The sequence below is a fragment of the Nostoc sp. genome (assembly GCF_036917515.1).
Lineage (GTDB): Bacteria > Cyanobacteriota > Cyanobacteriia > Cyanobacteriales > Nostocaceae > Nostoc.
In genome coordinates this window covers 14,200-38,282 of sequence record NZ_JBALDE010000252.1, presented here as the reverse complement: position 1 = coordinate 38,282, position 24,083 = coordinate 14,200, and the positions used below count along the sequence as shown (strand labels likewise).

15 protein-coding genes and 1 pseudogene are annotated in these 24,083 nt (G+C 42.8%); 10 read left to right on the top strand and 6 right to left on the bottom strand.

Translation table 11 applies throughout. The features are described 5' to 3' along the window. Nucleotides 1-59 precede the first annotated feature (59 nt). Complete coding sequence (locus V7K89_RS32070) at nt 60-644, top strand: Uma2 family endonuclease (protein ID WP_335194591.1); 585 nt, start codon at nt 60-62, stop codon at nt 642-644. 7 nt (nt 645-651) lie between these two features. On the opposite strand, the pseudogene V7K89_RS32065 reads toward V7K89_RS32070, so the two are convergent. The 6 genes and pseudogenes from V7K89_RS32065 to V7K89_RS32040 form a co-directional block, all read right to left on the bottom strand. Further along, nucleotides 652-853: pseudogene (locus V7K89_RS32065) on the bottom strand (ATP-binding protein); the annotation flags it as partial. After that, a complete protein-coding gene (locus tag V7K89_RS32060) occupies nt 817-960 on the bottom strand; it encodes a hypothetical protein (protein WP_335194589.1) in 144 nt (47 codons plus the stop codon). The pseudogene V7K89_RS32065 and the gene V7K89_RS32060, both read right to left, overlap by 37 nt. A gap of 18 nt (nt 961-978) precedes the next feature. Continuing rightward, entirely contained in the window at nt 979-1,917 is a 939-nt protein-coding gene (locus V7K89_RS32055) for a DUF928 domain-containing protein (RefSeq protein WP_335194587.1), read from the bottom strand. A gap of 284 nt (nt 1,918-2,201) precedes the next feature. Next, on the bottom strand, nt 2,202-4,562 hold the full coding sequence (locus V7K89_RS32050; protein WP_335194585.1) for a CHASE2 domain-containing protein: 2,361 nt from the start codon (nt 4,560-4,562) through the stop codon (nt 2,202-2,204). A 608-nt stretch (nt 4,563-5,170) separates the two neighbouring features. Continuing rightward, complete coding sequence (locus tag V7K89_RS32045) at nt 5,171-6,322, bottom strand: DUF1822 family protein (RefSeq protein WP_335194583.1); 1,152 nt, start codon at nt 6,320-6,322, stop codon at nt 5,171-5,173. A 58-nt stretch (nt 6,323-6,380) separates the two neighbouring features. Continuing rightward, nucleotides 6,381-7,583, bottom strand: a complete 1,203-nt coding sequence (locus V7K89_RS32040; RefSeq protein WP_335194581.1) for a sigma-70 family RNA polymerase sigma factor — start codon at nt 7,581-7,583, stop codon at nt 6,381-6,383. Nucleotides 7,584-7,919: 336 nt separating this feature from the next. On the opposite strand from V7K89_RS32040, the gene V7K89_RS32035 reads away from it, so the two are divergent. The 9 genes from V7K89_RS32035 to V7K89_RS31995 all read left to right on the top strand — a co-directional run bounded on the left by V7K89_RS32035 (nt 7,920) and on the right by V7K89_RS31995 (nt 24,010). Next, nucleotides 7,920-8,261 (top strand): hypothetical protein, encoded by a 342-nt coding sequence (locus V7K89_RS32035; RefSeq protein WP_335194579.1) that lies wholly within the window; start codon nt 7,920-7,922, stop codon nt 8,259-8,261. A gap of 484 nt (nt 8,262-8,745) precedes the next feature. After that, nucleotides 8,746-9,300, top strand: coding sequence for a hypothetical protein (locus tag V7K89_RS32030; protein WP_335194577.1), 555 nt, complete (start codon nt 8,746-8,748; stop codon nt 9,298-9,300). Between the two features lie 616 nt (nt 9,301-9,916). Further along, nucleotides 9,917-10,318 (top strand): hypothetical protein, encoded by a 402-nt coding sequence (locus V7K89_RS32025; protein WP_335194575.1) that lies wholly within the window; start codon nt 9,917-9,919, stop codon nt 10,316-10,318. A gap of 128 nt (nt 10,319-10,446) precedes the next feature. Continuing rightward, on the top strand, nt 10,447-12,666 hold the full coding sequence (locus V7K89_RS32020) for a peptidase domain-containing ABC transporter (RefSeq protein ID WP_335194573.1): 2,220 nt from the start codon (nt 10,447-10,449) through the stop codon (nt 12,664-12,666). Nucleotides 12,667-12,691: 25 nt separating this feature from the next. Next, a complete protein-coding gene (locus V7K89_RS32015) occupies nt 12,692-14,194 on the top strand; it encodes an HlyD family efflux transporter periplasmic adaptor subunit (protein ID WP_335194571.1) in 1,503 nt (500 codons plus the stop codon). A 451-nt stretch (nt 14,195-14,645) separates the two neighbouring features. Beyond that, nucleotides 14,646-17,909, top strand: a complete 3,264-nt coding sequence (locus V7K89_RS32010) for a two-partner secretion domain-containing protein (protein WP_335194569.1) — start codon at nt 14,646-14,648, stop codon at nt 17,907-17,909. Nucleotides 17,910-18,459: 550 nt separating this feature from the next. Beyond that, nucleotides 18,460-18,624 (top strand): hypothetical protein, encoded by a 165-nt coding sequence (locus tag V7K89_RS32005; RefSeq protein ID WP_335194567.1) that lies wholly within the window; start codon nt 18,460-18,462, stop codon nt 18,622-18,624. Nucleotides 18,625-18,636: 12 nt separating this feature from the next. After that, nucleotides 18,637-18,843: a hypothetical protein gene (locus V7K89_RS32000; RefSeq protein WP_335194565.1), complete on the top strand. Its 207-nt coding sequence runs from the start codon at nt 18,637-18,639 to the stop codon at nt 18,841-18,843. 589 nt (nt 18,844-19,432) lie between these two features. Then, nucleotides 19,433-24,010 (top strand): two-partner secretion domain-containing protein, encoded by a 4,578-nt coding sequence (locus V7K89_RS31995; protein WP_335194563.1) that lies wholly within the window; start codon nt 19,433-19,435, stop codon nt 24,008-24,010. Nucleotides 24,011-24,083: the final 73 nt, after the last annotated feature.

The window sequence follows — 24,083 nt, the reverse complement described above, 5'->3', positions numbered from 1 at the left end:
TGTTTTTTTGCGTGAGAATATAGTCAGTGGGCTAGGCATCTAAAGCTGGAGGAAATCCGATGTTTTCATCTCCTTTGGTTTTGCAAATTCCGTCATCAATGCAAATGACAGACGAACAATTTTTTGAATTCTGTCAGGTGAATTGTGACTTACGCATTGAGCGGAATAAATTCGGAGAGATATCAATTATGCCGCCTACAGGTGGAACAACAGGCAACCGTGGAGGCAATATCTTTGGGCAACTGTGGGTGTGGTCGGAACAAGATAGTACAGGTATAACTTTTGACTCTAGTACTGGATTTAAACTATCAACAGGTGCAAACAGATCCCCTGATGCTTCTTGGATTAAACTAGAACGGTGGAATTCTCTGTCTCCAAAACAACAAGAAAAGTTTGTACCCATTTGTCCAGATTTTGTAGTCGAACTCAAATCTCCCAGCGACAATCTCCAGACTTTGAAGGAAAAAATGGAAGAATATATGAATGAGCCAGGAATACAGTTAGGCTGGTTAATTGACCGTAAGCAGCGTAAAGTCTATGTTTATTGTCCTGGATTGCCAGAAGAATGTTTAGATAATCCTGCTACTGTTAGCGGTGAGTTGGTATTGCCTGGGTTTATTTTGAATATGAGTAAAGTTTGGTAAGAAAATTTTATTTAAATTTAGGCTGGCAACAATACAGCAATTTAAATTGAGAAATTGGCGTGACATCAAAGGGTAATTGAATGGTAAAAGTGCTACCTTTGCCTAATTGACTCTGCACATTTAAATTACCTTAGTGTGTGTGCATGAATAATTGCCTGAGCGATCGCTAATCCTAATCCAGAACCACCACTCTTACGAGAGCGATCGCTGCAAATTCCTCTACTTTTGGCTTGGTATCGCCATGCAAAGACTGAGCATAAAATTGAGGCGATCCGATCAAATCCTCCTCGAATAAGCCAGTTTTGACCTCAAGCAAGGCTTTTGCTTTGCTGTGCTACTTTGCATTAGCTTGGCAACATTTTATCAAAGGTTGTTTAGCTAAATTCTCTAAATCTACGGATTTAAGCAAATTCATCCACTCCACCGCTAGAGTTGCATCTTCAGGTTTGCTAAGACGTAATTCAGCCAAAGTAGTCAAGGCATCGTACCAAATACCATTCTCGGCATAAAGGTTTACCCGTTGCTCAGGAGTTGCTTGCTTCAAGCTATCTACTAATTTAGGATTTACATTGACCCGTTGCACCCATCCTTCCACATACTCTCGTTCTGGAGGTTGTTGTGGATTGCAAATAACTTTTATCTTGAAAAACCAGTGATACATCTTGTCTACTTGCAATGGGGAAGTATTTGCGCTTAAGGGAATGCTAATAATTCCTGGTACTTCTGGTATTGTTACTATTGTTCGGTAAAGAGTTTGACTTGGTTTACTTGACTCATCTTTGAGAACAAATTCAATGGAATCAATTGTAGATTTTTTATAGGGGACGAAAAACCAAAAAGTTGGATATTCCTCATTCGTCAAGCCCCAAACTTTAGTAACAGAAACAGCTTCTGTTTGTCCTTGTTTGAGTCTCTCTTCGTATACAGGCACAAGTGCAATAACAGACTGATTACTAACACCACAACCACGACTTGCAGCTCCGCCGCGATCGCCTGCTGCACCCCTATCTGGAGGAGGCGGAGGAGGCGAAAATCTGCGACTTGCACCCCCTCTGATACGACCTCCAGGAGGCAAAGGAGGCGAAAATTCGCGACTTGCAGCTTCTTTGCGACCGCGTGGGGCACCCCTGTCTGGAGGAGGCGAAGGAGGGGAAAATTTCTTAGGAATGGCTGCAACTGGTGTCATCGAAATCATTGCAGAGTAGCCGATAATTCCCAACCAAGTCATTCCGAATGCCGCGATTAATTGTATTTTTTGCCAATAGCTTTTCATAAAAACTTCTGAATTCTGCCTGATAAACGGCGATTTTCATGCTTCAAATTGGCGTTGTTATTGAACAGAATTCAGGAGTCAGGAGTCAGAATGCAGGAAAGGTATTCTGTATGACTGGCGGATGAATAATCGGCGTTTTTGCACTCCACAAAATTGAAAATTTGGTGTTCTTTAATCAGTCGCGGGTCTGAATCCCCAACTGATAGTGCAGCGTTAGCGAGTCCGCAAGCGTCTTGATTCTGACCGGAGGCGGAGCGTCTCCGGCTTCGCTCCTGAATTCTTCTTCAATAATTTTTAAATTTCATATTTAAGTAAGTTGTAGCTATTAAACTATTACCTACTAAAGCCAACATAGCAGGAATGAGAGGAACCCAACAACTATATACAATTAAAAATATAAAACAGCTAACGTATAAACTGATAATGGCTATTCCTCCTGCCAAGCTTAAATAAATGAATCGGTGCAGATAAGCAGTAAACAAACCGCCTAAAAAAGACCAACCCCAAACCCAAATTACCTCACCCCAAAGCGGCCAAGTCCACAACAGAGGTTTTCCGTCCAAAGCAGCACGGAGCAGTTGACTGACCATCTGAGCTTGTAAAAATACTCCTGGTATTGCCTGTAATGTCCCTTGAGGAGTGGTGTAGGGAGTTAACCAGTAATCACCAAAAGTTTCTGCTGTTGTGCCAATAATTACTATTTTGTCTTTGACTGCATTGGCATTTAGCTTACCCGTTAGCACTTGTTGTAAGGTCATACTTGGTGCGATCGCTTCTGGTGAAGGAGAAGAACGATAATTTAATAAAATTTGGTGTCCAAAAGCATCAACTCCTTGATAACCTCCGGTATGAGCTTCTATTGGTTTAAATGTCACCTTCCCTAATTGCCACGCCTCATCAGGGGTAAACTGCAACTCAATTCCCTGCATATACAGGTAATGCAGCACCAGTTGAACGCTTAGGGCATAGGGCGCAGTACAAGGAGATAAGGGCGAAGGAGTTGACGCTAACAGATGGCGACGCACGACATGATCTGAATCTACGGCAATATCGCTAAAACCGAGATTCTGTAAAGAAAATTCTGGGGGTGGTTTTACACCTGGTTTTCCTGCTTGGGAATCGCTGAGTTGACATACCCCCACAAAGCGATCGCTTTTTCGCATCCTTTCTGCCAATGCTGGATAATTCTTATCCACTGGATAATCTCGGTATATATCCAAACCAATAACTTGTGGTTGATATGCTTCTAATTTTTCTAACAGTTGGGCAAGTGATTTGTCTGACAACGAACCTTGAGGTTTTTCCGGTTTTTGCGCCTGCACATCTTCTTCAGTCACAGTCACAATCAGTAGGCGTGAGTCTGGTTTTTCAGGAGGACGCAAGCGTAACAGTTGGTCAAATGCACTTAGCTCTAATGATTGCAGCACTCCCAAATACCGTATCCCGATTAATATTCCAGTTACTACCATGCTCGCCAGTAAGATTAATGAGAAGCCAAGCCGATTTGTAGTTCCTCTAACAGGCGTGGTTTTAGACAAAGATGCAGGAAGATTGTGTGTATTTCTAAACAATTTTCCCCAATTCAACGGCATCTCAGCTGGATTTTGAAAAATAACAGGCAACCATGTAGCGCAGGGAAATTGGTTTTCTAGTCCTTGTAACCTTTCTCGTGCTTCTCTTACGGCTAAATACAATAAGCCTCCCCGCGCGAAGGCTTCCAAAAAATACTTTAAAAACTGCTGCGCCACGCGATCGGGTACAGGCTCTCGCATCACGATAATTTGAGGAATATGTAAATCTGCAAACTCCCATGCCAATCCCAAGCCATCACAGGAATTGAAAATCGCTAATTGTAGACCTCGTTCTACTGCCTTTTTCAAGGCATACTTTAATTGGCTAATTGTTAGACTTTCTGTTTGATTGATGTAGATTTTTCCTGTTTGATTTGTTTCTTGAGTAGAACTATGTCCGGCGAAAAATAGAATCTGCCAATTCTGCTCCCATAGCTGGTCAGTAAGGTCAAGGCATTGTGGTTCAACTAAAAAAGTGATATCTGTATTGGGTAATAAATTAAGTAGCGCCTGGTCTGCTTTGGTATCAATACCTTGACTGTTACCCAAAATCGCTAAGATTTTTACTTTGTCGGATGTAGTTGCTATGCGGTTAAGGTTGACTTGTTCGTAGGCAGGAGCGCTCAGGGCTATTTCTGCCTGGGGATAGCGTTCTATTAAATCCCAAAGATGCCAGGGGAGTTTCTGTAATCGCAGGTCTTTGGTTTGTAAAAGCATACGAATATTATCCGCAAGCATGAGTTTTTCTAACAATTTCTCGCGGATGGAACGAAAGGAATCAGAAGCAAGCCAAGTATTAAAACTTATTTTAAATTCCTCACTCACTTGCTGGCAGTATTCTAGGCTGGGGACTTGGTTAAGTTCTTTAGGTAAACCAATCGGACGAGATGGCAGCCTTAAATTACGATAAATAGATTGCCACCGGTGATAATCGCGGAGAATTTCCGGGTTAGGGGGAAGCTCACCTGTGATTTCCACAGTTGGGCGGACATTTTCATTGCCAATCTGTAGAGTCACGGTAAACCCTTGTTCAAAGTTTCCCTCCCCTAACTTTAAGATGATTAACTTGTCCACAGCTAGTTCTCCCTGGATGTTGAGTTGTATCTATGTGAGGTACACCGTAGGGCACGGCACTACCTATAGGTGTCAATTGAAGCTCAAACGCTTGTCCCACATACGCTTTACCCCACCCTAATCCTCCCCGTATGTATTGGGGAGGGAACTCTATTTCCGGCTTCCCCCCCTTGTAAAGGAGAGCCACTGCGTTGCGGTGAGGGGGTCGCAGTCTTGGCGGTTCCCGTCGATTGCGTTAGCGCAGCGTTAGCGACGCAGGAGCGTCACCCCCGAACCCGAAGGGAGGTTCCCTCCGTTGTAGCAAGTGGCGTGGGATTGAGGGGGGTAATTTGACTTGTGTGTACACCGTAGCCCCAAGGCATCGGGGAGAAGCGGTTTTGGCTTTAGACAAAACCGAGGTGGGGTGACGCTGTGAGTAACCATAAGCGAATGAACTCAATATCAGTCTTGACAAGGGTTTTAGGTTAAATTGACATCTATGGGCACTACCGTACCCTTACACCCTGTTATATATCTTGGTTGCTAAATGAATTACCTACTGTGTGTAGTTAAATTCAGTGTAAGAGTAAATAATAGAGTCTAAACATGAATATTTTTGAAGGTAACACTTAAAACCGCAAAATTTCTCGGTCATAGTCTTCAGGCGTCGGTTCTATTTCCCAAACCAATCCTTCTCCTAGTTCCAAAATTACTTCCAAATACAACATATCTACAGGAGTTGTTGCTGTATCTTGATTATTTTCAAAACCTTGTAAGTCTTCTGTTAGTAGTCGGAGCTTAAACCCAGCCGGAATTTGACCATCAAGAGTTGTACTTCGCAATTCAAAACGCCAAACATATTCCTCAGAAGCGCTTTTTGGGAAAATACGTAACTCGTATGTTTGCTCTGCAACTATTATTTGCCGAGACAAACCAAGAACTGGTTCTGCACTCCGCATTCTGGCAGATACTAGAACGAATTCTCTTTTTTCCCATCCCCACTGTTGAGCTAAATTGGCTACTCCTGTCTGTAACCATTGCGGAATTGAGCGCTGTATGAGTAAACCCTGACGCAGTTCATACAACTTTTTTCGCCAACCGCTATGTGCCAAGAGCGCACCCCAGAGTGAAAATGGAACTGCCAAACGCGGGAATTTCACATCGCGATCGCCCAATCTTTCTAAAAGGTTTTCTGCCTGGATTTTGGCAATAGAATCTAAAGGTGCAATCTCGGCACGTAAGGCTTCTGACCGATCGAGTTGGCGTGTAACCCACAGCACATTAATATCTGGAATTAAATCTTCACTTTCCAAGCTGTAAGTGCGATCGCCAGCATCATAAATCCCTTTTGTTTTCAGAATTTGATGGGTTGTATAGCCAAAAATCTTCATCCAGCCATCATCGGGATTAACTTGTACTGCTATGTAATAGTCAGCAACCCATTCTGGAATATCTACCCATTCTTGCGGTACGCGCAACTCATCATCATCCATCGCCAGGGTGGGAATTAAAATAAGGCGATCGCGAGCAAAAGTAATAGCTGTGCCATTGACTACTTCCCAAAAACTCGGCAATGCCTCACTGTTAGGATAAACCCTGGCGGTGGGAGCAATTTCCTCCTTGAACCAAGGCAAAAATGCTTGCAAGCATTTTTGATTTATCCACCCACGTTGACAAGCACCAGCTGTTGAGTATAGTTGTTCTTGCGCCTCTGGAGATTGGGTAATTTCCAAGTATAAATGCTGTGAGTCAATGGTGAATGGGGGAGGTAGGTTCAACATAATTAATTTGAGAATGGCTCCATATAAAAACCATATTAGGGAAAGGGGAGAGACAAAATTATTTCTTGTCTGCTCGTTGAATCTGGGTATGGCTATATTGGACTTTGAGCCATTCCTCTAAACTTGTGTTTATGGCATCTACTACGTCGGATTTAAGGGAAATATGCAAGGTGTTTTGACTCCATTGCGTGAGAGTCAAAAGTAATGACTTTTTAATGCTGCTAAGGCGACGGGAAACAGTATATTGCTTAATTTCTAACTGTGCAGCAATTTCTTGTTGAGTCAGTTGTTGAACGTAGTAAGCTTGTAGTATCTTTTGAGACTCAGCATCGAGTGCAGCGATCGCTTGGGACAAAACTTGGTTTAACTGAGTTTGCTGCGATCGCATATTTGCAGCTTCTTCCTGCTCAATAATTTCCGTTAGTAAAGATGTTTGCAAATCTACAGGCAATATATCTAATAAATTACCCTTATCTTCTTTGAGGGGAGCGTCTGTGGAAATAAACTTAGGATAAAGGAAAGTACGAGCAGCTTTAGCAGCAGATAATACCCAAGTTTCTATGGTTTGCTGATTGACTTCGGCAGTGGGCGAACTTAATCGGCCCAAACGTTCTGCATTATAAAGATGACTAATAGCCTCCCAAGTTCGAGCATCTGGTTTGGTCAGCTGACGAATTTTTGTATTGTCACCTGTATAGAGTTCCTTAAAGCATTCCCAGGCTAAAACATAACTCTCGATGCTTTCGGCGTTAAATCCGGCATTTTGTAATGACTGCACTAGTCGTTTGCGGCTGAGTTTATGCAATAATGCCCAGTCTGAGCAAATGTCTGCTTCCCGGTGTAAGCGCAGTGCATCTTTGATAATTGATTCAAAAGCTAATTCTGCATAGGCTTTTAAATGCGAACTGTATTGAGGGTTAAAAGTTTTGAGTATTTTGTTAATATGAGCGATCGCCATCTGAAAACAATCTGCTACAGACGACTGCGTGGGAAAGTTGAGGGCGAATTTTCTAGCAGTCCAATAGCACACCTCTTGTAAATAAGCAGAAATATGTGCCAGTGCCACAGCACTAGATTGAGTCTGCCAAACTCTATACCAGTAAAGTGCCCAAAAGGCATCTGATTTCTCAGTTGATGTCCCCTCCAGGCAAACTTTCATACTGCGTCGCAGTTTGGCATCTATTGCCCAACCACTAAATTGGTCTACATCAAATTGCACAAAGGTAGAAAAGATTTCAACAATGCCCTGTCGGGGTTGCATGGAATACTTGCCGTTATTTGAACCATAGCTGATTTCAATTATAATACAGCCATGCAGCCAAAAGTTAATTCCTTGCTGTGTAAGTATTTTACAGATTTTTCATAATTTTTCCGCTCCAAATGCATAAAAACTAAAAGTCATCGTAGAGAGTGATATGCAGAGAAGTTCATTTAAAAAGATGCTTTCTTTGGGGAATAGCGGAATCATTGAATAAGTTCGTCAAATACAGAACAAAATTTCGATAGTTACAGCCGCAAATTTATCCTACAAATATGCAACTTCTTAAAATTTACTTAATTATCTCTGCATGATCTAATTCACAAAGAGAGAAAAACCATGTTAACTAATCAAAACTGCCTAGAATCTTTTGGTTTAATTGAAGAACTTGACGAACAAGCTGCTGAAACAATTAGTGGTGGTTACGAAGTTTTTAGCATTAAAAATACAGTGGGATTTGACGTTAACTTTTCCTTAGATGATACGTCATTTACACTGCCTGCAAATGAAACATGGATATATACCGCTTACAGCGGAGGAACTATTAAGTTTGACAGTGATAAACGAGGTGGCTACGAGCAATACAAAACATACAATTTGGCTGATGGAAGAGTATATGAGTTCCAAGATGACCCAAGTCCTGGCAATCCATATGATTTCAATATCTATTCCGTAGCTTAATCTGCAATTCTCAAGTGGATTTACTGATTTGAATTTCCGAGGTTAGATTGTCCTGTCTTAGTTGAGATCAAAGAGTCACTACTCAAAAATCTCAGCTAACAAGCCAAACCCTCAATCTAGTCGGGTCAGTTGACCCGACTGGATTTTCTCATTAATAATTGCGCTTAAAAATAAAATACCAGATTGTCCTAATGGTCTGTCCGATTAATTCTGAGAATTAAGACAACGAACCGCATAGACGCTGCATCGGCTGACCGTAGGGTAGGAAGCAAGCTACGCGCAGCGTCTCGCAGAGAAGTATAAGAGGTAAAGAAGAGAAATTTAAAACTGATTCACCTCTCAAAACTTTTGCGATAGACCAGTAATACCGCAAAGCGGAAGTCAAAAGTCAAAAATGTTTTTCCTTTTTCTGCGCTTGTGTGCAGATATACACAAGAGCATATCATGTGGAGTCATACAATTATTTATCAAGGAACACAAATTTATGACCTCAACTATAACTTATACTTACGATGCCAATGGTGATGTAATATCTAAAAATATAGATACCAACAGTGATAAGACAAAAATACCTTCGCCAAAAAAAGAGAAAGTTAAAAAACTCGGTTTGGGATTATCAACACTTGTAGCCCTATCAGCGATTCCGATTTCAGTTGTAACCATGCCGTTAGTGCTGAACCAGCCAGTGCAAGCATTATGTATTGCACCTAGAGACTTCAATGGAATTTGGCATTCGGATGACGGAGGCACTTATTACGTTAGGCAAATTGGCAATGACATTTGGTGGCTTGGAATGAGCGCTGATGAAGGAAGATCCTGGACTAATGTATTCAAGGGAACAAGAATTGGCGATACGGTTATTGGGCAATGGGCTGATGTCCCTAGAGGTGGAATCCGCTCTGGAGGAATTCTTAATTTGAGTGTTCCACCAGGCTGGAACGGAAGTGTCCCAGAATTTAGCAGAAACTACGTTACTGGAGGTTTTGGCGGCTCTAAGTGGTTCCAATCTTGCAATGACGTAATCCTCAACCCTATTTAGCCGGATTAATTACGACAATTATTAATATATGGGTTATGGCAAGCGCAATGACTTTTTAGCGCCTCACCCAAGCTATCAAAAGTCTGAACTGCAACTTCTTAAAAGTTACCTAATTTAGTTAGCACCAAAAGCCTTAAAGTGTGTAGGTTGGGTTGAGGAACGTAGCAAGATCCCGCAGGGTAACCCAACATACAATTTTTCTGTTGCCAATCCATATAATATCGAACTCTATAGGGTAGCCTAATTTGCAGTTCTCAAGTGGATTTACTAATTTTAATTTTCGAGATTAGATTGTCCTGTCTTGGTTCAGATCAAAGAGTCACTACTTAAAAATTTGGGTTAAGAAGCTGAATACAATATAAGGTCGGGGCAAGTGCCCCGATTTGTTTATGCATAAGGATTTACCAGATTTTTAAAAATAGTTCTGCTCTAAATGCATAAAAACTCAAAGTTGTCGTAAAGAGTGATATGCAGAGAGATTCACCTAGTAAGTACTACAAAAAAGGTGAATTATAATTTATCTAATTATCTCTGTATTGGGCATTTAATTAGTGCCTAATTGATAACTGATCTAAGTCAAATAATTAGTAATTAACAATTTCAAATGGAGAAAATAATGGCTGACAAAGAACAATTATTTACTGATTTAACTCGTGAAGAAGGAGCAGACCTCAATGGCGGTGCTTACGAACTTGTGATCAAACAGCTGTATTGCGTGAAGGCAGGTGCAGATATATTAGGTGACGACGATACTATCCTCAAGGTTAATGGGAATAAGGTTTGGAGCGGTGACATGGGATCAGGGAGTAATAAGGATTTCGACCCCCGGCTCAAGGTTGCGGTCGATAACGGCTCATTCGTTGGTCTCTACGACGACGATGGCTTTTGGAGCCGTGATGACTTCATGGGTGGCTTTACAATCAACGGCCTTCAATCGGCGACAACCATAACCTTGTCCGGAAGTGGTTCCCAGTACACACTGACTTACGCCGTCGTAGAACCCATCGATCCCTTTTGATCCTTTTGTATAAGGCACTTGTCCTCTAAAAATAGCGTAGTTGAAGCTAAAGCTTTTCGTGTAAGCTTCCCTGGCCTATCGGGGCGAAAGCCCTGATATCTCTTTCTCCCTTGCTATTCGTCTTGAAAATGAAATACCAGATAGTTCTACAACACAGTGAAGAAGACTGCGGTGCTGCAAGTCTTGCAACCATTGCCAAACACCACGGACGCACATTTACCCTCAACCGCGTTCGAGAAGCCGTAGGCACAGGTTCTAGAGGAACATCCTTGCTGGGATTGAAGCGAGGAGCAGAAGTATTAGGATTCAATGCCCGCCAAGTTAAAGCTAGTCCCCAACTAATCGACCAATTAGATCAAGCTCCCTTACCAGCCATTATCCACTGGAAAGGTTACCACTGGGTAGTTTTATACGGACAAAAAGCCAAAAAATATATCATAGCCGACCCTGGTGTTGGTATTCGTCATCTTACCCGTCAAGAGTTAATCGCAGGTTGGAATAATGGCGTCATGTTACTGCTGACTCCAGATGACAGTCGTTTTTATCAACAAGAATCAGATAAAATTGGCGGTCTGGGAAGATATCTGCAACGGGTTTGGCCTTATCGCTCTATTCTCGCTCAAGCGATCGCTATTAACATCGCCATTGGACTGCTTTCTTTAGCATCTCCTTTCATGATGCAACTCCTCACCGATGATGTCTTAGTCCGGGGTGATACCCAACTACTAACCACCGTTGCCATTGGCGTTATCGCCATGAATTTAATTAGAAGTGCCATTAGTTTAGTCCAATCTCACCTCATAGGTCACTTCGGTCAAAGATTGCAATTAGGACTAATTCTAGAATACGGACGCAAACTCTTACATTTACCCCTTTCCTACTTTGAAGGACGACGCAGTGGGGAAGTTGTCAGCCGCATTGCTGATGTCAAAGCCATCAATAACTTAGTTTCCCAAATTGTCCTCGGATTACCCAGTCAATTCTTTATTGCGGTAATTTCCTTGGGTTTTATGCTCTTTTACAGTTGGGAACTAACTCTAGCTTCCATAGTTGCATTTATGATTGTCACGGGTGTTAACCTGCTTTTCTTACCCGCAATGCGGCAGAAAACCCGAAATTTAATTGTTTCTGGTACAGAAAATCAAGGCTTTCTGGTAGAAACATTTCGCGGCATCCAAGTATTAAAAACTACCCAAGCCACTCCCCAAGCTTGGTCAGAATACCAAGGTAATTATGGTCGCCTCGCCAACTTGGGCTGGAGTATGATGAAATTGGGACTGTATAGCAGTACAGTTACTGGCATTCTTTCCACCTTCATTAGTATTGGCATCCTTTGGATAGGTAGCTATTTAGTCATTAATCGCACCTTAACAATCGGTCAATTAATGGCATATAACGGCATGAGTGGCAACTTTCTCGGCTTCTTAGGTGCTGCTATTGGCTTAGTAGATGAGTTTATCACAGCCCAGATAGTCCTGCAACGCATGACAGAAGTGATTGACGCTACCCCAGAATCCGAAAATGATTTTAAAAAGCCTTGGGCACAAATTCCTGGTCATGCAGATATTACTTGCACTGAACTTAACTTTCATCATGCAGGTAGAGTTGATCTCCTCCAAGATTTTTCCTTAACTATTCCTGGCGGTAAAGTCATTGCTTTAATTGGCAAATCTGGCTGTGGTAAAAGTACCTTGGCAAAATTGCTGACTGGCTTATATAAAGTTGAGTCTGGCAATATTCGTTATGGTTTTTATAATCAGCAAGACCTATCCTTAGAATGTTTACGGCAACAAGTGGTATTAGTTCCCCAAGAACCCCACTTTTGGAGTCGTTCTATTATTGATAACTTCCAGTTTAGCTATCCCCATATTAGTTTTGAAGAAATTGTCAGAGCTTGTCAAATTGCAGGTGCAGATGAATTTATTAGCAAACTACCTGATAAATATCAAACTGTTTTAGGAGAATTTGGGGCAAATCTTTCTGGTGGACAACGCCAAAGATTAGCCATAGCCAGAGCCATAGTTACTCAGCCACCAATCTTAATTTTAGATGAATCTACGGGGGCACTCGACCCAGTAAGCGAAAGACAAGTACTAGATAGACTTTTATCCTATCGTCACAATCAAACGACTATTTTAATTAGTCACCGTCCTAAGGTGATACAGAGGGCAGATTTAATTGTATTTTTAGAACAAGGACGCTTAAAAATCCAAGGTACACCAGAAGAATTACGCTCTTTACCTGGCGAACATTTAGATTTCTTAGATGATATTTTTACCTCTCATAATGGGTTGGCGCTAATATCTTCCCCGGTTCATCATAACGGTAAGACTACCACCATTAATTAAGATAATTTGTAATTTGTAAGACATCATGGTTAGCAACACAAATTTTCTCCCCCCAATTCAAACAAACGAATTTCTTCCACCAATTACTCGTTGGACAACATGGGGTGGAATGTTTATTCTCTGTGTTCTCGGATTAGCTGTGCCACTTGCAGCAATTTGTAAGTATAAGGTTACAGTCCAAGCACAGGCGGTTGTGCGTCCGGCGGGTGAATTGCGAATTGTGCAAGCGGCGACTGAAGGTCAGGTGATGCACATTTATGTCAAAGAAAATCAACTTATCAAAAAAGGAGATGCGATCGCAACTATTGATGACTCTCGTCTGCAAACCAAAAAGAGCCAATTGCAAACTAGTATTCAACAATCTAAGTTACAACTAGTGCAAATCAATGCCCAGATTAGTTCCCTTAATAGCCAGATTCGAGCCGAAACTGACCGGATCAACCGAATTATTATTGGCGCCCAAGCCGAATTGAGCGGTCGTCGTCGGGAATATCAAGATAAAAATCTTACCACTGTTTCCGAATTCCAAGAAGCTGATGCCAACGTCAAAATAGCCGAAAAAGAATTGCTGGCTGGGAAAGCACAGTTAAAAACAACACAAGCAAATTTCCATGCTGCTGAAGCTGCCTTGGGTGTAGCCCAGTCAAAACAGAAGCGATATGAGAGTGTAGCTGCCCTTGGGGCGCTATCCCAGGATCAATTTGAAGAAGCACAATTAGCTGCCAAACAGCAAGAGCAAGCGGTAAAGGCGCAAGCAGCAGCAGTGGAGGCGCAAAAAGAAACAATTGAACGGTTACAACAAGCAGTATCTGCTGTCATTGCCAGAAGACAACGCGCCCAAGTTGCCGTAAATCCAAGTAATACAGAAGTAACTGTTGCTACTGAGCGAATCGCTCAAGAAAAAGCTGGAGGGGAAAGCAACAAAGCAACAATAGAAAAGGAACGCCAAGCCTTAGTTAACCAACAGATTGAAATTGAAAAGCAGTTAGAACACGATACTAGCGAACTCAAACAAGCCAAAATAGATTTAGCTCAAACTGCGATCGCAGCTACTGCCGATGGTATCATCTCCCAACTCAATTTGCGAAACCCAGGTCAAACTGTGCGTCCTGGCGAGGAAGTATTGCAAATTGTCCCCACTGATGCGCCTCAAGTTTTGAAAGCAGCAGTAGGATCTGAAGATCAAAGTAAGTTAAAAATTGGTCAAAAAGTCCAAATGCGGGTCAGCGCTTGCCCCTATCCAGATTATGGTACTCTCAATGGTCAAGTGCAAACGATTTCTCCAGATGCGATCGCTCCTCAAAAAAATGGTACAAATGCATCAATGAATGGAACTACTAGCCCAAAAGCTACTGCGCCTGGTGCTTTTTACGAAGTGACTATTGAACCGGAAACTCTGGTTTTAGGTAAAGGGAAAAACCAGTGTCATATTCAATTGGGCATGGAGGGTAGGGTTGATATTATTTCCCGTGAAGAAACAGTGCTGCAATTCTTTCTCCGTAAGGCGAGGTTGATTAGTGATTTTTAACTTTTTATTTTGGTATGTATTATATATTTGGGAAAAAAGAGACGTAGCAGTGCTACGTCTTTACAAGGGTTCTGGATAACGCATATTTAATTTCTGGAGATATTTATTACCTAATCTTAAGTTTTAAGGGTCTTCATTACTTAGTATGCTAAATCAGTCTAATCAAAAGCTTTAAACCCTTGCTATGCAACAATAGCAGTCGTTATTACTAGCGTTTTATGCTTATGCGCGAAATTTAGGCTTCTAACCTGGATTTCAAAGTCAAGTTCTGATGCTTAACTAAAGATTCAGCATAACAGGTACGGAAGAACCAATTTTTGTAAATTTTTCAAGTTTTTGCGAAAAGAGTTTTCGGGTGAAAGCTTAGTAGCCTAATTACTCGCTATCTAACAGCTAGTAACTTGATTTATGCTTAACTAAGCTTTGGTACTGCTATTAGTGGAGGCTTGCAATGTCAGGTTTAAGTTGTACTCATTGGGGTGCTTTAATGACTATTGCTTTCGGTGTCAACTTTTGTACCATTGATTATGCGATCGCTCAAATAACTCCAGATGGCACTTTACCTAATAACTCTAGCGTCACAAGAGAGGGTAACACCTTTAACATTACTGGAGGAACTCAAGCTGGCGGTAATTTGTTTCACAGTTTTGGTGAGTTTTCTGTGACTACTGGTGGCGCTGCTTCTTTTAATAATGCTCTAGATATTCAAAATATTATTAGTCGAGTAACAGGTGGCTCAGTTTCTAATATTGATGGGATAATTCGCACGTTGGGTACGACTAACCTATTTCTAATTAATCCCAATGGAATTGTATTTGGTGCAAATGCTCAATTAAATATTGGTGGTTCTTTTGTAGCGAGTACAGCGAATGCACTGCAATTTGGAAATATCGGATTTTTTAGTGCTACTGATCAAAATATCCCTTCACTGTTGTTGACTATTAGCCCTTCAGCATTACTGTTTAATCAGATTAATCAAAACGCAGCGATTCAAAATAACTCAGTTGCACCTGCCCGAACAGATCCAGCAGGCTTAGACGCATTAGGTTTACGAGTACCAGATGGTAAGAGCTTACTGCTAGTAGGTGGTAATGTGACTATGAATGGGGGAGGATTAAATGCTTTTGGTGGACGAGTTGAGTTAGGAGGATTGGCGGAACCTGGTAGTGTAGCACTGGGTGTAGATGACGATAATCTTAGCTTGATATTTCCTTCCAATGTTGGGCGAGCTTCGGTATCCCTTACCAATCAAGCAGGTATATATGTAGAAGGTGCTGGTGGCGGTAATATTGTAGTCAATGCCAGAAATATAGAGATGTTAGGAGAAAGTATTTTAAGCGGTGGTATTGGACGAGGTTTGGGAACACCTGAAACTGTTGCAGGAGATATTACGCTTAATGCTACTGAGGAAATCAAATTTGTTAGGAGCGGAGTTAGCAATTTTGTGTTTTTGGGTTCAAAAGGTAACGGGGGTAATATTACTATCGATTCTGGTTCTTTATCCTTACAAGATGTTGGTGTACTTGTTGCTTCAACTGCTGGACAAGGAAATGCCGGAAATGTGACAGTACATGCAAAAGATGCTGTTTCCCTTGCAGATAATGCTATCATCTTCACCACGGTGGAATCTGGGGGTGTAGGTAAGGGTGGCAATATCGACATTAATGCTGCAACATTATCACTAATTGATGGCGCTAACCTGCAAACCCTTACTCGTGGTGCATCTGCAACAGCGCCAGCAGGGCGGGGGGATGCGGGGAATGTCAATATTAATGTTACTGGCGCTGTTAATATTGCTGGGGAGAAAAACGCTTTATTTAGTGAAAGTGGGATTTTCAGCTTGGTGGATACGGGTGCAGTTGGTAATGGTGGTAATATTACTATCGATTCTGGTTCTTTCTCGTTACGAGATGGTGCTCAACTTACTGCCTCAACATCTGGACAAGGAAATGCCGGAAATCTAACAGTACATGCACGAGATGCTGTTTCTCTTACAAATAATCCTAAGATATCGAGCAGAGTGGAATCTGGGGGTGTAGGTAATGGTGGCAATATCGACATTAATGCTACAACATTATCACTAATTGATGGCGGTACCCTAACAACCGAGACTACTAGTGTATATGGTACCCAGCCAGTAGGACAGCGGGATGCAGGGAATGTCAATGTTAATGTTACTGGCGCTGTTTATATTGGTGCGGAGAAAAACAGTTTATCGAGTGGGATTCGCACCCAGGTGAATAGGGGAGTTGGCAACGGGGGTAACATTAGTATCAACTCCGGTTCATTTTCGTTACAAGATGGTGCTCAACTTTCTGCCTCAACTTATGGGCAAGGAAATGCGGGGAATGTGACAGTGCGTGCACAAGATGCTGTTTCTCTTGCAGATAATGCTATCATCTTCACCACGGTGTCAGCCGGAGGTATGGGTAAGGGTGGCAATATCGACATCAATGCAGCAACCCTGTCACTCACTGATGGTGCTCAACTGCAAACCTTCACTGCTGGAGCAACCGTGGTACTGACTGATGGTGAACTGCAAACCTTCATTGATGGTACTCAACAAGTAACCATTGTTCGTGGTGCATTTGATATCCTACCAGCAGCAAGAGGGGATGCAGGCAATGTCAATATTAAGGTAACAGGTACTGTTGATATTGCTGGGCACAAAAACGGTGGTATTACTGGGATTTACACCCAGGTGAGTGGGGCAAATGGGGGTAACATTACTACCGATTCCGGCTCATTTTCGTTACAAGATGGGGCAGTTGGCAATGGGGGTAACATTACTATCGATTCCGGCTCATTTTCGTTACAAGATGGCGCTCAACTTGTTGCCTCAACTTTTGGACAGGGGAATGCGGGGAATGTGACAGTGGGTGCAAAAAATGCTGTTTACCTTACAGATAATGCTGGCATCTTCAGCATGGTGTCAGCCGGAGGTGTGGGTAAGGCTGGCAATATCGAAATCAACTCACCTAAAATTACCTTAGACAACCAAGGTCAACTCAACGCCGAAACTGCATCTGGTAACGGTGGTAATATCAACCTCAACAGCAACTTACTGTTACTCCGTCGCAACAGTCAAATCTCCACTAACGCAGGTACAGAAAAATTAGGTGGCAATGGCGGTAACATCAATATCAACTCCAGATTTATCGTTGCAGTTCCCAAAGAAAATAGCGATATCAGCGCCAACGCCTTTACAGGAATTGGTGGTAGAGTTGACATTACAACAAACGGTATTTTCGGTATCGTCCCGCAAAAAAGCCCAACCGAAAACAGCGACATTACAGCAAGTTCACAATTGGGAGTGAGTGGGGAAGTAACTATCAACAGTCCAGATACTGACCCCAGTCTCGGTTTAATTCAATTACCCTCTAACATCGTGGATGCATCCCAACAAATTGCCCAAGGTTGCACTCCCAAAAGAGGACAAAATGCCAGTAGTTTTATCGCTACAGGACGCGGTGGATTACCCCAAAGTCCCAACGAACCGTTGCGGGGACAAGCAGTGATTACTAGTTGGGTAGATTTACCCCCACAAGCAACACATACAGTCACAGATAAATCATCTACTGCATCTATGACCAAATCTGCCGAGCAGATTGTGGAGGCTCAAGGATGGATTGTCGATGCTAACGGTGATATTATGCTTGTGGCTCAATCTGGGCAAAGTTCTTCTATTCCTTCTGCCATGTCCTGTAGTCAATAATTCATTACTCCAAAAGTCGGGGGAGGAATTATGATCAAACCCAAAAGTCATAAAAACAATCAGTGGCAACGGATATGTAACGGATGTAATATATGGTTGATTCGTCCCTTTAAATAATTCGTAATTCGTAATTTGTGATTATGTTAAGGGAACGCAAGTCTACGCTTTGTATCAGTTCAATTCTTGCGATCGCCCTACAGCCCTTCTCTACGAGACGCTCCGCGTAGCTTGCTTCCCCGCAGGGGTACGGGCATCCTACGGCAGGCGTTGGCAAAGCCATCGCTTTTGTGTTTAATAAAAGCAAGTTTGCTAAATTCCTATATTGAATTTGGACAGTCGTTTATTGAATTCGGGCAGTCGTTTATTGAATTCGGGCAAAGTCCAATAATTTACATAAAAATACTTAATAAATTTTTGTAATAAATAAGTCATTTTATACGGAATTATGCGGGTGTCAAGTAACCCAAGTTCTGTCTATTTTAGTGCTGTACAGTTCAGGGTATAACTCAGTTTTTGTCCTAGCGCATTATTAATAATAGGAAAGTGATTTATGTCACGTCCCAAACGTGGGTCTAAAGTACTTGATAGAGCACAGCGTCGGATTGCAGCTTTGAAATCGATTAGTCCTACCTTAGACTTCGGCAATGGGGTAACAATTGACTTCTTTGCAGCCGCCATCAAAACAACGCAAGACAAATTAGAAACATATAACTAAAGCCTCTCCACCGTGGATCTGACTCAGGGAGCCTTAGAAGTTGCCGAAAAGTCGCTGATGGAACTAACAGAACATATGTTAGTCAGTGTAGCTGCAAAGTATGGCAAGAATAGCGATGAGTACAAAATGGCAGGAGGCGTTCGTCGAAGCGATGTCTACGACGGGCTACGCCTACGCAAGCGTCCAATGCGTCAGCCTAAACAAGGGGCTGTTGCTTAATAAAGACGCTGTTCGATGTGGAATATTTTGAAGCTGTCAATGGTCGATTTAGTATTTTTTATAGTGAACCGTTGACGGTGCAAGCAACGATTCAGTAGGAGTTTTAACTTGCTTGCTTTATTGCTTATCAACTCAACAACTTGACTAAAATAGTTTTCACCTCGGTGTTCAGAATCCCCGATTTTTTTAAAAAGTCGGGGAGCTAAGCTCGACTTTATCCATTTTTTTGGCAACGCTCAAGCTATCGCTGAAACCTCTGCGAGACGGGAGTTTTACTTTTTCAACTTCATCGATAATCTGTGAAGTTGAAAAAGTATTTGCCAAAAAGCTAAAATTTTTGCCAGATAAAGAAAACCAAGTTCTTAATTTTGGATAAAGTCGAGCTTAGACATAGAAGTGCTACGTCTATACAAAGGTTTTGGATAACGCATATTTAATTTCACTCCTATGTCTATTACCTAATTTTAAGTTTTAAAAACTTTACTCTTATCTAGTTCAAATATCTGCTGAAATTAATTGTAGAAAAATTTATCAATAAATTAATTGCATATTCACAGATAATAAATGAGCAAGCGAGGCTGGTTATGATATGGCAATCTGTGGAAATAGGAATTGGCTCTCAGATTTATTAGGAGTTTTTAGCATTACTGGAGTGCTTGCTCATGTCATATTTTGTTCTGAAAATCACGCTTTAGCCCAGATTACCCCTGATGGAACATTGGGTAATAACTCTTCAATAATCACTCCCAATGTCAATATTAAAGGTAGTGCTGCTGACCGGATTGATGGTGGAGCAACTCGCGGTGCAAACCTGTTCCATAGTTTTCGTGAATTCAATGTCAGAGAATCCCAGCGAGTTTATTTTAATAATCCCACGGGAATCTCCAATATTTTCACACGAGTGACGGGAAATAATATCTCCAATATTCTCGGCACTTTGGGGGTGAACGGCGGTGCAAATTTATTTTTTCTCAATCCCAATGGTATTTTATTTGGGAAGAATGCACGGCTGGATGTGGCGGGTTCGTTTATAGCGAGTACAGCGAATTCTTTTGGGTTTGGCAATGGTTTGGAATTTAGTGCAACTAATCCTCAGACTCCTTCCTCGTTACTAACAGTTAATCCTTCAGCTTTACTATTCAATCAAATTACTGCTGCGTCGATTCAAAACAACTCACAAGCACCAGCCGGATTAGACCCATCAGGCTTTGATGCATTTGGTCTACGTGTACCAGATGGTCAAAGTTTGCTGTTAGTTGGTGGCGATATCAGCATCGATGGCGGGAAATTAAATGCCTTTGGTGGGCGGGTGGAGTTAGGAGGATTAGCAGCAGCAGGAACAGTTGGACTAAATATGGATGGTAATAATCTGAGTCTGAGTTTTCCTGAGGGGGTAGAGCGAACAGATGTGTCTGTTACTAACGCAGCTAGATTAGATGTCGCTGCTGGGGATGGCGGCAACATTGCCATCTACGGGCGAAATCTAAATATTGCTGGAGGGAGTGAGCTTGTGGGAGGAATACGACCGTCTTTAGGATCTGTGGATAGTCAGGCAGGAGATATTACACTCAACGTAACGGGAGCAATCAAAGTTGATACAAGTTCAATATGGGACTCAGTATATAATGCAAATGGTAACAGTGGTAGTATTCGTATTAATGCTGAGTCACTTTTTCTTAGCAATGGTAGTTATCTAGAGAGCGGCACTTTTGGTAAGGGGAGTGGGGGAAGCATTTTTGTGCAGGCATCAGGTTCTGTCTCTTTGGTAAATAGTCACATCTACAGCACTGTAGAAACAGGAGCAGTCGGAACGGGTGGCGACATCAATATCACCGCCGGGTCGCTGTCTTTAACTAATAGCGCTCAACTGCTAACCTTCGTGCGGGGAACTTCTGATCAACTCCCTGCTGGGCGTGGCAATGCTGGCAATGTGAATATTGATGTCCGCGATGCTGTCATTATTGATGGGGTGAATAACGAATATGTCAGTGGAGTTTACACCTCTGTGGACAAGGGAGCGATAGGCAATGCGGGTGACATCAATATCACTGCCGGGTCGCTGTCTTTAACCAATGGCGCTAAACTGGATGCCAGTATATATGGAGAGGGGAATGCCGGCGGCATATTTGTGCAGGCGTCTGACTCGGTTTCACTCGCAAATAGCAACATCCTCAGTGCTGTAGGAAGTGAAGCGGAAGGCCTGGGCGGCGATATCAATATTAAAGCTAAGACACTTTCCTTAACTGATGATGGCAACCTAATTGCTAGTACCCTTGGACGGGGGAATGCAGGTAACATATTTGTGCAAGCCTCTGACTCGGTTTCTCTCATCAATAGCATCATTGCTAGCCCTGTACAAAATGAAGCGGTCGGCAATGGTGGTGATATTAATATTACTACTGGGGCGCTTTATCTAAGTGATGGTGCTTCCCTGTTTACTAGCACATATGGGCAGGGGAATGCCGGTAACATATCTGTGCAAGCTTCGGGTAGAGTCTCTCTTGCAAACAATAGCTTTATCGGCACCAGTGTAGCAAAAGAAGTAGTCGGCAGCAATGGTGGTGATATCAATATTACTGCTGGGTCGCTCTCCTTAACTAATGGCGCTTCCCTGTCTGCCAACACCTCTGGGCAGGGGAATGGCGGCAGCATTTTTGTGCAAGCGTCGGACTTGATTTCTCTCACAAATAGCAACATGCTTACCAGTGTAGACAGTGGAGCAGTCGGCAATGGTGGCGATATCAATATTAAAGCTAAGACATTTTCCTTAACTGATGGAGCTGCTTTAGTTACCGGCATCCTTGGAAAAGGGAATGCAGGCAGCGTATTTGTACAGGCATCAGGTAGAGTCTCGCTTGCAAGTGGCAGCTACATTTCTAGCAATGTTATAGGAGTAGGAACAGGGGGCGACATCAATATCACCGCCGACTCGCTTTCCTTAACTGATGGCGCTGCTCTATTTACCGCCACTACTGGACAGGGGAATGCAGGAAATGTGACGATTAAAGCTGATGGTGCAGTTTCCTTAGACGGTGTACGGGTAATAGATGGCTTTCCTAGAGGTAGCGGGGCTTACAGTGGGGTGATACGAGTAGCAACTCTAGGAAGTGTGGGCATTGGCAATGGTGGCGACATCAATATCACCGCAGGTTCGTTTTCTCTAACCAATGGCGCTCAATTGAGTACCTTCACTGGTGAACAGGGGAATGCAGGAAACGTAACTATTAAAGCTGATGGTGCAGTTTTATTAGACGGTGCGGGGGAAATAAGTGGTATCCCTGTACCAAGCGGCGTTTACAGCGGGGTGGGAGCGTTATCAGCTAGCCAGTTCGAGGCTTTCGGATTTTTGGGATTGATACCAGATCAAGGAATTGTCGGCAATGGCAAGGGTGGCAATATCAATATTACTGCTAGTTCACTCTCCTTGACCAACGGTGCTCAACTGGAAACCAGTACTGCTGGACAGGGGAATGCTGGTAGCGTATTTGTCCAAGCGAAAGATTCGGTTTCTCTAGCAGGCAGTGGCACTGGTATCCTCAGTAATGTATCTTCTGAAGCGGTGGGCAAGGGTGGCGAGATCGATATTACTGCTGGCTCACTCTTTTTGACCAATGGCGCTGCACTAATTTCGAGTACTAGTGGACAGGGCAATGCTGGTAACGTATTTGTGCAAACTAAAGATTCGGTTTCTCTGGCAGGTAGTGGCACTGATATCTTCAGTACTGTGAACCGTGGAGGAGTAGGCAAGGGTGGTGATATCGACATTTCATCCCGGTCTTTTTCTGTAACGGGTGGCGCTGAACTATCAGCTAGCACTCAAGGACAGGGAAATGCAGGAAATATTCTAGTCAATGCAACAGATTCTGTTGAACTCTCTGGAGTTGCTTTGTTCCCAGTCCTTGAAGATGGTCGTGCAGGCGGATTCTCTAGTGGGTTGTTTACAACCACCAGCAGTGGAGCCAGTGGACAAGGTGGTGAACTGGGCGTTACTACTGGTATCTTACGTGTATCAGATGGGGCAGTTTTGAGCGCCCGCAGCCAAAGCGGCTCCAAGGGTGGTAATATCACTGTTAATGCTAATGTGCTTGAAGTAATAAATGGTGGGCAATTTCTGACCACTGCCTTCAACAGTGGCGATGCAGGTAACATCAACGTCAAAATTAAAGACCGCATCACTATTTCAGGCAGTGATTCCACCTTCAGCGATCGCTTTAACTCTGTTGCTAAAGTTTTTGGTGAGGAGCAAGCCAAAGCTACAATTGATCCTGTTCGCCCAGAAGCAGGGTTGTTTGCCAACACCGCGACTGGCTCTAGTGGAAATGGCGGCAGTATCTTCATTGACCCGATGCAGTTAGCGATCGCAGATGGTGCGGGTATTGCCGTAGATAGCCAAGGAACCGGGAAGGGTGGCAGCTTACAGGTACAAGCAGGCTTTCTTACCCTCGACAATAAGGCTTTCCTCTCGGCAATAGCAAACAGAGGTCAAGGTGGAAATATCGCGCTAACGGTGCAGGATCTGCTACTACTCCGTCGCAACAGTCAAATTTCCACCACTGCCGGGAATCGCAAATTTGGTGGTGATGGCGGTAACATCACCATTAATAGCCCCTTCATTGTCGCCGTCCTCAAAGAAAATAGCGATATTACTGCTAATGCCTTCACTGGAGCTGGTGGTAAAGTTGACATTACAACAAACGGTATTTTCGGTATCGTCCTGCAAAAAAGCCTAACCGAAAACAGCGACATTACAGCAAGTTCAGAATTGGGAGTGAGTGGAGAAGTAACTATCAACAGTCCAGATACTGACCCCAGTCGCGGTTTAATTCAACTACCCTCTAATCTCGTAGATGCATCCCAACAAATTGCCCAAGGCTGCACACCCAAAGCAAGACAAACCGCCAGTAGTTTTATCGCTACCGGACGCGGTGGATTACCCCAAAGCCCTAATGAACCGTTGCAAGGACGAGCAGTGATTACTGGTTGGGTAGATTTGCCCGCACAAGCAACAGCCATCACGGATAAATCATCTACTGCATCTATGACCAAATCTACCAATCAAATTGTGGAAGCTCAAGGATGGATTGTTAATGCTAAGGGTGATATTATGCTTGTGGCTCAATCTGGGCAAAGTTTTTCTATTCCCTCTGCCATGTCTTGTAGTCAATAATTTGTTACTTCAAGATTCAAAAGAGGAATTTCAATGAAACTCAAGAGTTTTAAAAATAATCAGTGGCAACAAA

Excerpts from the sequence above, each read along its gene's own strand:
- V7K89_RS32025 (WP_335194575.1), top strand. The coding sequence starts at position 9,917 with ATGGCTGACAAAGAACAATTATTTACTGATTTAACTCGTGAAGAAGGA.
- V7K89_RS32055 (WP_335194587.1), bottom strand. The coding sequence starts at position 1,917 with ATGAAAAGCTATTGGCAAAAAATACAATTAATCGCGGCATTCGGAATG.
- V7K89_RS32045 (WP_335194583.1), bottom strand. The coding sequence starts at position 6,322 with ATGTTGAACCTACCTCCCCCATTCACCATTGACTCACAGCATTTATAC.
- V7K89_RS32040 (WP_335194581.1), bottom strand. The coding sequence starts at position 7,583 with ATGCAACCCCGACAGGGCATTGTTGAAATCTTTTCTACCTTTGTGCAA.
- V7K89_RS32015 (WP_335194571.1), top strand. The coding sequence starts at position 12,692 with ATGGTTAGCAACACAAATTTTCTCCCCCCAATTCAAACAAACGAATTT.
- V7K89_RS32030 (WP_335194577.1), top strand. The coding sequence starts at position 8,746 with ATGACCTCAACTATAACTTATACTTACGATGCCAATGGTGATGTAATA.
- V7K89_RS31995 (WP_335194563.1), top strand. The coding sequence starts at position 19,433 with ATGGCAATCTGTGGAAATAGGAATTGGCTCTCAGATTTATTAGGAGTT.
- V7K89_RS32010 (WP_335194569.1), top strand. The coding sequence starts at position 14,646 with ATGTCAGGTTTAAGTTGTACTCATTGGGGTGCTTTAATGACTATTGCT.
- V7K89_RS32035 (WP_335194579.1), top strand. The coding sequence starts at position 7,920 with ATGTTAACTAATCAAAACTGCCTAGAATCTTTTGGTTTAATTGAAGAA.
- V7K89_RS32070 (WP_335194591.1), top strand. The coding sequence starts at position 60 with ATGTTTTCATCTCCTTTGGTTTTGCAAATTCCGTCATCAATGCAAATG.
- V7K89_RS32020 (WP_335194573.1), top strand. The coding sequence starts at position 10,447 with ATGAAATACCAGATAGTTCTACAACACAGTGAAGAAGACTGCGGTGCT.
- V7K89_RS32005 (WP_335194567.1), top strand. The coding sequence starts at position 18,460 with ATGTCACGTCCCAAACGTGGGTCTAAAGTACTTGATAGAGCACAGCGT.